Raw genomic sequence first — 12,462 nt, 5'->3', positions numbered from 1 at the left:
AAATCGATTTGGATGACTTGCCGTTCGAACTGCAGAACGAAATCAATCCAAACTAAAAGACCATCGATTTTTTTCGATGGTCTTGCTCGTTAGTTTGCGAGCGGATGTTTCAAGAGATAGTCTTCGATTTGATCGATCGTTTCTTTCAACACGCCGTCTGCGAACGGAGACTTGAGACCCGCCAGTTCAACGAGTTCGAGGAACGAGCGGCTTCCGCCTGCCTGACAGAGCGTGAGGTAATCGCTCCATGCCGCTTCGCGGTCTTCATGCATGCGCACCCAGAACTGGAACGCACACACTTGCGCGAGCGTGTAGTCGATATAGTAGAACGGGCTTTGGAAGATGTGGCCTTGTTGGTGCCACCATGCGCCAGACTCAAGATAGTCGTTCGTCTCATAATCGCGGTGCGGGAGATAGACCTTCTCTAAATCGCGCCATGCTTGACGACGTTCGGCTGCTGTCATCTCTGGGTTGCGATAGACGACGTGTTGGAACTCATCGACGAGCACGCCATATGGAAGGAACGTCATGCTACCGGCCAAGTGATTGAACTTATACTTGTCGACTTGGTCGCCGAAGAAGAGCTCCATCCATGGCCAACAGAAGAACTCCATCGACATCGAGTGAATCTCGCACGCCTCATATGTCGGGAAGGCGTATTCCGGAGTCGTCAAATGACGGCTCTCATACACTTGGAAGGCGTGACCGACTTCATGCGTGAGGACGTCGATATCCCCGGCAGTTCCATTAAAGTTTGAGAAGATGAACGGAAGTCCTTCAGACGGTAAGTACGTGCAATAGCCACCGCCAGATTTACCTGGTTTCGCCGTCAAATCGAGGGCGCCGCGTTTCTGCATGTATTGGAAGAACTCGTCTGTCTCATTTGAGAGCTCACGGTACATCTTGTTCCCACCTTCGATGATGAACGACTCGTCCCCTTGCGGTGTCGCGTTACCGTCCGGGAAGACGAACGACTCATCGTAGTAATAGAGGTGGTCGACACCGATTCGTTTCGCCTGTTTTTCTTTCAAAGCGGAAGCGAGCGGTACGATGACATCACGAACTTGCTTGCGGAAGTTGTCGACCATCGACTCGTCATATCCGACACGTTGCATACGCGCATAGCCTAGCTCAACGAACGACGGGAAGCCAAGCGCGTGAGCGATTTCTGTACGCACACGTACGAGTTCGCCGTAAATGCGGTCGAGCTCGTCGCCGTTGTCTGAGAGGTATGTATAGCGGGCGACGGATGCTGGTTTTCGGACATCGCGGTCTGGTGACTGAAGATACGGACCGAACTGTGACAGGTTGAGCATCTTGCCGTCAAATTCGATTTGTGCCGCTGACATGACTTTTTGATAGGTCGTCGCGAGACGGTTCTCTTCTTGCAGTTTCGGGATGAGCGACTCCTCGAACGTCTCGAGCGCACGCTCGGCGAGAGAAAATAATTGACTGCCCCATTCGGCTTCGAGTTCAGTGCGAAGCTCGTGGTTCGTCAAGACACGGTAGTACACTTGGATTTCTTTCTCGTAGACGGGAAGTGCATCGTCAAAGAAAGATTGTTCTTCCTCATAAAAAGTATCGCGTGTATCGACCGAGTGTCGGATTGCGACGAGTTGACTTTGTGTTTCAAAGTCATTACGTTCCTTGTTGATTTGGCGAATGAGTTCGTTCGCTTCTTCGAGTGTACTCGCTTGCTGTAATTCGGCAGAATAGTCCGACAATCTGCTGTTCAGAGCGTCTAAGTCGGGTCGTTCATATGACAATTTTGTGAAAGTCGTCATTGTAAGCGCCTCCATCGTGTGAAATTTTTACAAAGTGTAAAAAGGGCTTGCAAAAGCGATTGCACACTCGTATTCTTACGATGTGTAAAACGATTTCGCACTACCTTATTACCACTATACCGTTTATAAGGTAGGGATTGAAGTTTTAGCTTTTCGGGTATAAAAGGTAAGACTTCGATTCAATAGAACATGTTGGAGGGATTAAGCTATGGGATTCTTTAAAAAACTATTTGGTGGTAAAGAAGAACAACTCAACGCGGTTTCACCGCTTACAGGAAAGGTCATCGACATCACGAACGTACCGGACCAAGTATTCTCGCAAAAAATGATGGGTGACGGAATCGCAATCGAGCCGACAGAAGGTAAAGTCGTCTCACCGGTTAGCGGAACAATCGCAACAGTATTTCCGACGAAACACGCAATCGGTATCAATGCGGACAACGGTGCGGAGTACTTGATTCACATCGGTCTTGATACGGTAAACCTTAAAGGCGAAGGCTTCGAGACGCACGTCACAGAAGGACAATCTGTCAAAGCAGGTGACCCGCTCGTCACGTTCGACCTCGACTTCATCAAAGCGAACGCTCCATCAACAATTACTCCGGTTATCATCACGAACCATGACAGCTTCGGCGTGAACAAACTTGTCGCAGAAGGCGATACAGTGACAGCTGGATCTTCAGAAGTCGTAGAATTGACGAAGAAATAAGAAAACGATTGATCACTCGGGAGCTCATGCTTCCGAGTATTTTTTTGTGAATACGGGAATTATAATAAAAGAGAGGAAAGGGGGAAATGAGATGGATGGAAAAAATGCACCGTACCGAGGATATGGGGACCGGATTCGAATATTGCGAGAGCGGGCCGGGTTGTCGATTGAAACGCTTGCGGAACGAATCGGCGTGGCACCTCACTTTATTCGTCGCACTGAACTGAGTGAAGTGTATCCGACCATGCCTTACATAGAGGCGCTCGCAGAAACTTTACAGATTGATTCGAATTATTTGGCTCGTCACATTTGGACGGGCGAGTCGCTCAAAGTGTTAATGCGGGGAAAAGTGCCGGAAGTTGAACAGATGAAGCTCGCCTATGAAGAGGCGATGCACGGCAATTCCGTCGAAGAGATGCAACGGCAGCTCGAGGAGCGGATGCGCATCTTTGACTTGATGCATGAAGAAGAGTTGCAGCGCCTCTTCGAAGAAGACGAAGAGCCGACGTCTCACCATGCGCTTGAGGCACTAGTTGATGCGGTACTCGACCTTGGACGTTCTCATGATTCGATGCGCCACATCGTCCCATTCGCCAGATATGTAGAGCGACTCGTTCCCGAACAATTCTCGGACAACTCGTTCCAATACGCAGAGTACGGTGTCGTGGACAAATCCTATAAATTGCAATGATCGGTAGGACATCTACAATTTTTGTGGCAACTAAAAAAGTGACCAGGACATTCCTGGTCACTTTTATGCATCAGCGCATCGGACGCGCTTCGTAGCGTACTTTCGGACGTGTGCCGGCTAGTAAGAAACCGAGCACGATATTCAAGATTGTGAGCACCCATCCGACGTAACCGAATGTGTAGGCAAGACTCGCCAGCATCGTCTGCCAGTCGAGCAATGCTGCTGCGTCCCCGCGGAATGTGAAGCGGATGACGGTGAAGCCAATGAGTGTCGTTGCAGTAATCATGATGCCGATCCATGCGCCACCGAAGCGGGACGTCTGTGAACGTCTGCTGACCGGATACCAAAACGCGAGCGTACCGATGAACGTACTGCCTGCATACGCAAGCAGGATTTGCCATAACGCATCCGCGTCTAAGAAAACGGTGTAACAGATGAACGTCGTGAGCGTCGTCATAAACGTAAAGATTAAGGCTGCGAGTAATCGTGATCGCATAGTTCGTTTTCCTCCTCATTTTGCACATTCTTTAGAGTAAACGAAAACGAATTTGCTGTAAACGTTATTGACGGTTTTGTAATATTTGTCGCCATTGTTTAATGGCGTTCGTACCGTAGAACAAGACACCGCCACGATAGAATTTCGAGCCGATCCACAATGTGACGCCGATTGTCCCAACCAGTAATCCGATGGAAAGCGCCACTTCCCAAACCGCCACATCGACGAGCATGACCCGAAGGAACATGAGCATCGGTGTGAAGAATGGGACGAACGAGAGGATTGTCACGATCGTCGCATCCGGATTGTTCAAACCGAACATTGCGACGAGGAATGCTGCGACGAGGAGCATGATGACCGGCATGACCATCTGTTGTGACTCTTCGACTCGACTGACGAGTGAACCGAGGACGGCGAAAAGCGATGCGTATAACAAGTACCCGAGCAAGAAGAAGACGAATAAATAGATGACGGCCCGTGCGTTCCCGGCGTTCTCGATGACGGTTGATGCCAGCTCACTGCCACTCGCACTCACATAACCGAATCCGAGGAAGATCCCGATTTGGATGAGGGCGAGCGTCCCGATGGCCGTCACTTTCGCAAGCATATGCGTCACCGGATGGGTCGTCGAGATGATGAGCTCCATGACACGTGACGACTTTTCTGTCGTCACCTCTGTCGCAATCATCGATCCATACGTGATGATGGAAATATAAAGGAGCATCAACATGACGTAGACGAGTGCAGAGGACGAGAGGAGCTCATCCGAATTTTCTCCACCGCGTCCGAGGTACGACTCGTCGAGTTGGATCGGTTCGCTGAGGGAAGCGATGACCGCGGGATCGACATCGGATGACTCAATTAGCTCCGCATTTCGCAACTGTTGCAACGACGTTTGCAAGAGGGCGGTGAATTCCTGCTCCGGACGTTCAGAGATGACGCGGGCATCGTATCCGTCAACAAAGGCGACGACACCGTATTCTCCGTCATTAATACCGGCGCGAGCCTCTTCCTCGGTGATGTCACTCGTGGCAACATCTTCATAGCCGAGGGACTGCATCGTATCAACGAGTTCCGTGTTCTCCGAAACGACGAGAGCGCTCGCCTGCTCGGAGTCCTCAAACGTAGACATGATGCGGTCGATGTTCGTGAACGCGAAAATGAACAGAATCGTCAACGCCGTCGAGATGAGGAATGCCTTCGAACGGACTCTAGATTTGAGTGTGAACGCATAGAGCGGTCCAAAATTATGAAACATGCTGCCCGACCTCCTTAATAAAGATGTCATTGAGCGATACGGGCTGACGCATGAACGTCTTCACATTCGCTTGATGTCGGACGAGTGTAGACAGGACGGCGTCGCTGTCTTCGAATGAATGCAGACGAACTAAGTGACCGGACTTGTATGGTTCGATCGCTTCGACGACAGGAAGCGATTCAAGTACTTGAATCTGGTCTGTCTCGATGAAAAGGGCCGGCTCAGCGTAGTGCGACTTGATGGTCGGAACGTCGCCACTCACGACGGCACGTCCGCCTTTTAAGATGCCGACATGTTGACACAGTTCTTCGACATGCTCCATTCGATGGCTCGAGAAGACGATGGTCGTCCCGGCGTCACGCAATGCGAGTACCTCACGCTTCAGAATCTCGACGTTGACCGGGTCAAGTCCGCTGAACGGTTCGTCTAAGATGACGAGTTCAGGGTTATGGAGCAGGGCGGCCACGAGCTGAATCTTCTGCTGATTCCCTTTTGAGAGTTGTTCAACGCGCATCGTCTCATACTGGGGAATCTCGAGGCGTTCAAGCCACGACTTGACCGCACGTTTGGCCTCACTTCCACGCATGCCTTTTAAGCTAGCGAGAAAGACGAGCTGTTCGCGCACCTGTGACTTCGGATATAATCCTCGTTCTTCGGGCAAATAGCCGACGATGCGGTGGTCGACCGCTTTGCCGTTCCACGTGATATTTCCATCGGTCGGCTTCAAGATGTCGAGAATCATGCGGAACGTCGTCGTCTTGCCGGCACCGTTCGCACCAAGCAATCCAAACATTTCACCTTGTGGGACACGAAAGGTGAGATTGTCGACTGCTGTATAGTCACCGAACTCTTTCGTGACTCGTTCGATATGTAATGCCATGTTCATTTACCTCCTTAGGATGTCTCTTCTCTTATCGTACGCCACTATGAGCAAAAAGTTTCACTTTTTCTGGCCAATGATTTATCTTGAAATCAAGATAATAAAAGGAGGATGACAATGAACACGCAGTCTACAGGGATCCATCACATCTCATCGATGGTACAAGACCCGCAACGCACGCTTGATTTTTATGGAGAAGTCCTCGGTCTCCGCTTCGTGAAACAGACCGTCAACTTTGATGACCCAGGCACGTATCATCTCTATTTTGGGGATGAGGTCGGCACGCCTGGTACGGTCATCACGTTCTTCCCAATCTCAGGGTTAGGGAAAGGGCAGGTTGGGAGCGGACAGGTCGGTGTGACGGCCTATCTCGTGCCGGCAGGAAGTTTACCGTTCTGGGAAGAAAGATTACAACAACACGGGATTGCGACCGTCGCCACAGAACGGTTTGAAGAGGCGTCTCTGTTGTTCGAGGACCCGGATGGACTCGTCGTTGAGCTCGTCGCGAGACCAAGCTCGAAACAGACACGTTGGGTCATCGAAGGAATCACGAAGGATGAGGCGATCGTCGGATTCGCCGGCGCGACGTTATTGTCAAAGGATCCGGACGAGACCGTTCGTCTGTTGATCGAACTGTTAGGTTTTGAACGGGTCGCAGAAGATGAGGAATGGGTCCGTCTGATCGGGTCAGCAGATTACGCGAACGTCATCGATGTGAAGAAGACGATTTTACCGAACGGGGTCCCAGGCACGGGAACGGTTCATCACATCGCTTGGCGCGTTGCGGACGGTGAACAGTATCCGACATGGCAAGATGCGATCTTTGACCTTGGGCTAAGACCGACCGAGGTGAAAGAACGTAACTATTTCCGCTCCGTCTATTTCCATGATGCCGGACACATCCTGCACGAACTTGCGACGGACGTACCTGGATTCACTGTGGACGAGTCGATTGATTCACTCGGTGAGACGCTTCGTTTGCCATCATGGCTAGAAGAAAAACGGGACCACATCTCTCGTACATTGCCAACCATTAAACTACCGAAAGGAGAACGAATATGATTCATCAATTCATTCAAGGAACGAAAGAGACGACGCTCGTCTTGTTGCACGGAACAGGAGGAAGCGAGCAAGATTTGATCCCACTCGCGAAAGAATTGTCGACAGAGGCGAACATTTTGACGCTTCGAGGAGATGTCATTGAAAACGGGATGTCCCGTTTCTTCCGTCGTCACGCAGAAGGGGTGCTCGACTTAGAAGATTTAAAGAAGCAAACAGAGCGCTTCTTAAGCTTTTTGGACGAGGCGGCGACAAAATATGGGATTGACCGGGACAAGATGATTCCAATCGGCTATTCAAATGGAGCGAACTTGATTGGCTCGGCACTTTACCGCGCCCCGGCGTTTACCGCATCTCTTTTGTTCCATCCGATGGTACCGGACCGCTCGTTGACGCTCCCTGACTTGACAGGGAGGAACGTATTCATCTCAGCGGGAGAGCGTGATCCGATTTGTCCGAAGGCAGAAACAGAAGAGCTGACAACGACGCTCCGTAGCGCGGGAGCAGACGTCGAGCTCTTCTATCACTCGGGTGGACATGAACTTCGCATGGAAGAAGTCGAGGCGGCACGGACGTGGATTGCCATTTACCTCGACTAAGTCGTTCAAGCCATTTTTTTCGGTTTGTTCGGACGAGAGTAGACGACGAGGACACCTCGGTCAATCAAATAGGCGGCGAATAAACGTTTCGCTTCCTCAGCACGTATGGTTCGGTCGATTTGGATATACAATCGGCCGAGCTTTTTTTGTGAAGTGCGCGTGAGTAGCCAAATCGAGTCGAGCGTATACTGCCAGCTTTGCAACGTGTCACCGCCGATGTATAAGTAGCGGTTTTGAGTGCGCTCAAGCAAATAATTGAGCCACCAAACGTCACGGACCAATTTGGCACAGACGCCGAGCACGAACGTGATCCCGAGGAAAGCCATGCTAGACAATACAGGATGAATGGCAGAGAACCCATTACGGACCGATTCAAAGGCGACAATGAGTAAGCCGACGGAAAAGATGCTGACGAACCACCAGAACCCGAAATTAGAGAATGAACGTTTCGGATCGTGTACCATATGATGTCGATTCCGGATAATCGAAGCCATTCTTTCCACCTCCTTTATTAGAATATTCCGAATATTTAGTAACACCACTATACTATACTGTACCCAATCCCGTCTATTTGAATACGCATACAACGTGTTGAATCTTGAGGATTTTTTGACGTTTCGGCTTGCATTCAGCTAATTGTGGGAATGATGACAGTGAAGACATGAAAATTTTGTTGAAACGTAATTTCACTCTGCGTAGGAATCGATTATGATAGGTGAGGGATTTTTCCATCTGACCTTCCATGCAGTCCGTGTGCGAATTGAACGTGAAAACATGAAGGTCAGCTTCATCGCAATCATCATAAAGAACTAGAGGGAATGTTATGAGAAATTATTGGTATGACAATATTAAAGGTGTGCTCGTCCTGCTCGTCGTGTTCGGCCACTTATTGACCGATGTTCGCGGTGTTTACGATGACATCCTTCCAAAGTGGGTATATCTGTTCTTATATACGTTCCACATGCCGCTATTCATCATGCTCAGCGGTTACTTTTATCGAGAGAACCGTTATTTGCGTGTGATCCAGTTGTTTGTCGTCTATGTCATTTGGCAAGTCATTCTAGGGTCATGGTTTGCCTTCACAGAAGGGATTTCCATATTCTCGCTCGAGAATCCAGGACTGAATCTCTTGAAACCGTACTGGGCGCTCTGGTATTTGATGGCAATTGTCTTCTGGTACATTATTACTCCGTACGTTACACAATTGAAAGGATACGTGTTATACGCACTCTTGTTTGCGCTTCTTTTCGGGTTTCAAGCCGAGGCGACGGGCTACTTCGCATTAAGGAAAGTCATCATGTTCTATCCGTTCTTTTTAATCGGCAACTGGATGTCCGAACGAAATACGCTCAACTTCTTTGAATTGCCGAAACGGGCAGAGCAACGGAACCGTTACCGGATTGGTGGGGCAATCATATTTTTCATGCTTACGGTCGGGCTCTTGATCTCAATGCGTGTCCAACAATCCGATACGTTCTATCATATCGGGAATTTGTTCAAGTTCCGTTTCGCTTATGACACGGCCGTGCCTGAAGCGATGTGGGGTGGACCGTTCGCCTTTTTGATCGTCTACACGGTATCGTTACTCATGTCAATCAGTTTCGCACTCATCATTCCTGGTCGAAGACTCCCGATTTTCTCACGTGCCGGACGATATAGCTTGTATGTGTATCTCGTTCACGTGTTCTTTGTTGTCGCTTGGAAAGCGTTCGTACCTGCAGGGTTCATGCCGACATCTTGGCAACAATTACTCGTCTTGTTTGGAGTCGCTTTCGTGATGGTCCTTGTAATTATCAGTCCGCCGATGGTCCGTCTCTTGCGTCCCCTCGTCGAAATCGACGTGAAGCGGATACAGAATACAAAAGGTGTAAAAGGGTAAAGTCTTTTCTAAATGCTTCATTTCCGCTACACTTTATAGAGAAGAAACGAAATTAGAGTTAAGGAAGTGACCCTTATGCCGTATGAAAATGGAATGCACAGCACGGAAGGCGACGTGAACGTATCGCGTCACGTCGTTGAAATGATTGCCGCAGTCGCAGTTAAAGAAACGAAACACGTGTCTTTCACACAAGAAGATACGAAGTTGTCAGAGCGTTCGCTCATGAAGCATGTGAAAGTGGACGAGTCAGAAGAAGGTATCACCATCAACTTGTCGCTTTACATCGCCTACGGGCAATCGATCATTAAGACGGTGACATCGGTTCAAGAGCGCATCACACAGGACATGGACACGATGCTTGCGATGACACCACGTTCCGTCAACGTGAAAGTCGTCGGGATTCAGCTGTAATCAGGAGAGGGGAGCCTTGAAGCTCTTCTCTTTTTTGATTTTTGCGAAATCGGTTGCATCAAGAGAACGTTTTCATTTATAATAGAAATCGAACAAGTGCAACCGTTTGCATCATTGACCAAACGTGCAACGGGTACTTGTCAAGTTCCCTAAATGTAGTCTGACGACACAAGCATTTGAAGGAAAGGCGGAAAGCAAGTATGTCAACGATTGAAGCAGTGATTTTCGATTTAGATGGTGTCATTACTGACACGGCAGAGTACCATTACCTCGCTTGGAAGCAACTCGGAGAAGAGCTCGGAATTCCTTTTGACCGCGAATTCAACGAAACACTCAAAGGAGTGAGTCGGACCGAGTCGCTTGAGCGGATTCTTACGCTCGGCGGGAAACAGGACGATTTTACACCGGAAGAGAAGGACGGACTCGCACAAAAGAAAAACGAGCATTACGTTGAACTCATTCAACATATCTCATCAGACGATCTTCTTCCTGGCATTGTTTCATTCCTCGATGAAATTAAAGAGGCGGGACTTAAAATCGGAATGGCTTCAGCTTCAAAGAACGCATTTGCGGTCGTTGACGCACTAGGTGTCCGTCATTACTTCGATCATATTGTCGATGCAGCAACTGTCGCCCAGTCGAAACCACACCCCGAAGTGTTTTTGAAGGCCGCTTCTGCCCTTGGCGTGAAACCCGAACTCGCCATTGGCGTTGAAGATGCGGCTGCCGGCGTAACTGCAATCAAAGCGGCAAATATGTTTGCTGTCGCCGTTGGAGAAGAATCGATGCTTGGTCATGCAGACCTCATCGTGGCCTCTACTGACGAACTTTCACTCGAACGCATTCTCGAACGTGTTCACGTGTAAATGACTACAATCATCTTCCGTGAGACGGCGACTGCCCCGAACAGTCGCCGTCTTTTTTGAGCCAAAAGTCCTAAATAGACAATTTTGCCCAAAAAGTGATGACAAACACATTACAAATCCGTTACACTTTTATAGAAGATATAGAGGGATTATTAGGAATTCTTGATTTAAAATAGGGAATTTCTCATTATAATTGGATGTAGAAGGGGATTTGTGTATGGAATCTACGAATGTCAACGAGCATATTTATCGAGAATTGATGGAAATCGAAGAATCATATCGTCAGTTACAGCGACGTGCTGAATATTTGATTGCAGAATTGAGTCGAGAACGAGAAGAAAAAGACTCAACGGCTGATGCGTCTAAACGCCTACGACCACGACGTGTCAATCAACGATATCCTCTTGAAGTATATGTTCATCAAGTAACCGACCTTTTAAAGGAACGTCAAACGATGAGCGTGCGTGATATTCAGATGGAGCTTGAACTTCGCTACCGTCATCACATCAGCAATATTTACCAATTGATGGTGAAAATTGAAGGCGTGAATCCAGAGATCAAAAAAATCGGACGCGGTCTTTATACATACGAACCAAAAGAAGAAGTTGCCGCGACACTTTCATAATGTACAGCCGATGGGGCACGCCCCATCGGCTTTTGTTGTAAACGGACTGATATCAAACCATCGATTCAAAATATGATATAATTCGCCAGAGTCTTATTTTTTTGAGAGAGGAACTGTCGGCCCATGTTATGGATTGCCATGTTGGTCAGTTTTGTGATGGCCATCTTGATTACACCGCTCGTTCGCCGATTCGCATTTTTTATAGGTGCGGTCGATCATCCGAACGCACGAAAAGTACATTTACGGACGATGCCACGTATCGGTGGTCTCGCGATTTTTATCGCATTCTTCATCGGCTATGCCTTGTTACTTCCGACAAGCCGCTATAACGACGCCATCTTGATCGGGGCCGTTGTCATTCTCCTTACAGGACTGATTGATGACCGGTTCCAGTTGTCGGCTCGCGTGAAGCTGATGGGGCAAATGATTGCGACGGTCATCGTCTTGAACTCGGGGATGCGCATCGAACTCGTCAATCTTCCATTTGATCAGCAACTATATCTTGGGTCATGGAGTATTCCGGTCACGGTCCTTTGGTTGATTGGGATCACCAATGCGATCAACTTGATCGATGGGCTCGATGGGCTCGCCGCAGGTGTGTCGAGCATCGCCCTCGGAACGATTGCTGTATTGGCAATCATTCAAGGGAACGTCTACTTGACGATGATGGCATTGTTGCTACTTGCAAGTACGCTCGGTTTTCTCGTCCACAACTTTTATCCGGCAAAGATTTTTATGGGAGATACGGGAGCCTTATTTCTCGGATATATGCTCGCCGTCTTCTCACTCATCGGTTTTAAGAACGTAACCTTGTTCTCACTCGTCGTCCCGGTCTTGTTACTTGGGTTACCCATCTCGGATACGATTTTTGCGATTGTACGTCGACTCGTCCAAGGTCGACCGCCGATGTCACCGGATAAATCACATATGCACCACCAGTTGATCGACATGGGCTTCACGACACGTCAAGCTGTCTTGCTCATGTACGGAATGACCTTATTCTTTGGAATCTCGTCAATCTTGTTTGCCAAGACAACGATGCTTGGCGCCGTCATCACATTTATCGTAGTCTTGATTGTCATCGAATTGATTGTTGAATCGACAGAATTAATTCATCCCAATTATAAACCGATTATCCGCACGTCACGGCGACTACTTGGTCGCCCGAGAACATAAAACAACCATGAGTGGTCGCTTAGCGATAC

General features: G+C 48.8%; 14 protein-coding genes. 9 read left to right on the top strand and 5 right to left on the bottom strand.

Going from position 1 to position 12,462, the window contains the following annotated elements; all coding sequences use genetic code 11:
• Positions 1-89: 89 nt before the first annotated feature.
• Entirely contained in the window at positions 90-1,784 is a 1,695-nt protein-coding gene (locus KNO76_RS08425; protein WP_214884665.1) for a M3 family oligoendopeptidase, read from the bottom strand.
• A 208-nt stretch (positions 1,785-1,992) separates the two neighbouring features.
• On the opposite strand from KNO76_RS08425, the gene KNO76_RS08420 reads away from it, so the two are divergent.
• Both KNO76_RS08420 and KNO76_RS08415 read left to right on the top strand, forming a co-directional pair.
• Positions 1,993-2,493, top strand: coding sequence for a PTS sugar transporter subunit IIA (locus tag KNO76_RS08420; protein WP_026825358.1), 501 nt, complete (start codon positions 1,993-1,995; stop codon positions 2,491-2,493).
• A 91-nt stretch (positions 2,494-2,584) separates the two neighbouring features.
• Positions 2,585-3,184 (top strand): helix-turn-helix domain-containing protein, encoded by a 600-nt coding sequence (locus tag KNO76_RS08415; RefSeq protein ID WP_214884662.1) that lies wholly within the window; start codon positions 2,585-2,587, stop codon positions 3,182-3,184.
• A gap of 70 nt (positions 3,185-3,254) precedes the next feature.
• Here the strand turns inward: KNO76_RS08415 and KNO76_RS08410 are convergent, their stop codons facing one another.
• From KNO76_RS08410 to KNO76_RS08400, 3 genes are all read right to left on the bottom strand, one after another.
• Positions 3,255-3,680 carry a hypothetical protein gene (locus KNO76_RS08410; protein WP_026825360.1) on the bottom strand — a complete coding sequence of 142 codons (426 nt, stop codon included), beginning with the start codon at positions 3,678-3,680 and terminating at the stop codon, positions 3,255-3,257.
• 64 nt (positions 3,681-3,744) lie between these two features.
• Positions 3,745-4,938 (bottom strand): ABC transporter permease, encoded by a 1,194-nt coding sequence (locus tag KNO76_RS08405; protein ID WP_214884659.1) that lies wholly within the window; start codon positions 4,936-4,938, stop codon positions 3,745-3,747.
• A complete protein-coding gene (locus KNO76_RS08400) occupies positions 4,928-5,818 on the bottom strand; it encodes an ABC transporter ATP-binding protein (protein ID WP_214884656.1) in 891 nt (296 codons plus the stop codon). Before KNO76_RS08400 ends, KNO76_RS08405 begins: the two co-directional genes overlap by 11 nt.
• A gap of 117 nt (positions 5,819-5,935) precedes the next feature.
• On the opposite strand from KNO76_RS08400, the gene KNO76_RS08395 reads away from it, so the two are divergent.
• Both KNO76_RS08395 and KNO76_RS08390 read left to right on the top strand, forming a co-directional pair.
• Complete coding sequence (locus tag KNO76_RS08395) at positions 5,936-6,880, top strand: VOC family protein (protein ID WP_214884653.1); 945 nt, start codon at positions 5,936-5,938, stop codon at positions 6,878-6,880.
• Entirely contained in the window at positions 6,877-7,476 is a 600-nt protein-coding gene (locus KNO76_RS08390; RefSeq protein WP_214884651.1) for an alpha/beta hydrolase, read from the top strand. The genes KNO76_RS08395 and KNO76_RS08390 overlap by 4 nt, the downstream gene beginning before the upstream one ends.
• A gap of 5 nt (positions 7,477-7,481) precedes the next feature.
• Here KNO76_RS08390 and KNO76_RS08385 read toward each other — a convergent pair whose 3' ends face one another.
• The gene (locus KNO76_RS08385; RefSeq protein ID WP_214884649.1) at positions 7,482-7,970 is read right to left on the bottom strand and encodes a hypothetical protein; all 489 of its coding nucleotides are present in this window, start codon (positions 7,968-7,970) and stop codon (positions 7,482-7,484) included.
• 329 nt (positions 7,971-8,299) lie between these two features.
• Between KNO76_RS08385 and KNO76_RS08380 the strand changes: the two genes are divergently transcribed.
• From KNO76_RS08380 to KNO76_RS08360, 5 genes are all read left to right on the top strand, one after another.
• Positions 8,300-9,355 carry an acyltransferase family protein gene (locus tag KNO76_RS08380; protein ID WP_214703376.1) on the top strand — a complete coding sequence of 352 codons (1,056 nt, stop codon included), beginning with the start codon at positions 8,300-8,302 and terminating at the stop codon, positions 9,353-9,355.
• A gap of 75 nt (positions 9,356-9,430) precedes the next feature.
• Positions 9,431-9,766, top strand: coding sequence for an Asp23/Gls24 family envelope stress response protein (locus KNO76_RS08375; protein WP_026825368.1), 336 nt, complete (start codon positions 9,431-9,433; stop codon positions 9,764-9,766).
• A 200-nt stretch (positions 9,767-9,966) separates the two neighbouring features.
• A complete protein-coding gene (gene pgmB / locus KNO76_RS08370; RefSeq protein WP_214703377.1) occupies positions 9,967-10,632 on the top strand; it encodes a beta-phosphoglucomutase in 666 nt (221 codons plus the stop codon).
• A 217-nt stretch (positions 10,633-10,849) separates the two neighbouring features.
• Positions 10,850-11,257: a Rok-like winged helix domain-containing protein gene (locus tag KNO76_RS08365; RefSeq protein ID WP_214703378.1), complete on the top strand. Its 408-nt coding sequence runs from the start codon at positions 10,850-10,852 to the stop codon at positions 11,255-11,257.
• A 123-nt stretch (positions 11,258-11,380) separates the two neighbouring features.
• Complete coding sequence (locus KNO76_RS08360) at positions 11,381-12,433, top strand: glycosyltransferase family 4 protein (protein WP_214699601.1); 1,053 nt, start codon at positions 11,381-11,383, stop codon at positions 12,431-12,433.
• Positions 12,434-12,462: the final 29 nt, after the last annotated feature.

The organism is Exiguobacterium sp. s101, from assembly GCF_018617835.1.
GTDB classification, from domain to species: Bacteria; Bacillota; Bacilli; order Exiguobacteriales; family Exiguobacteriaceae; genus Exiguobacterium; species Exiguobacterium marinum.
This window is presented reverse-complemented; position numbering and strand designations above follow the sequence as displayed.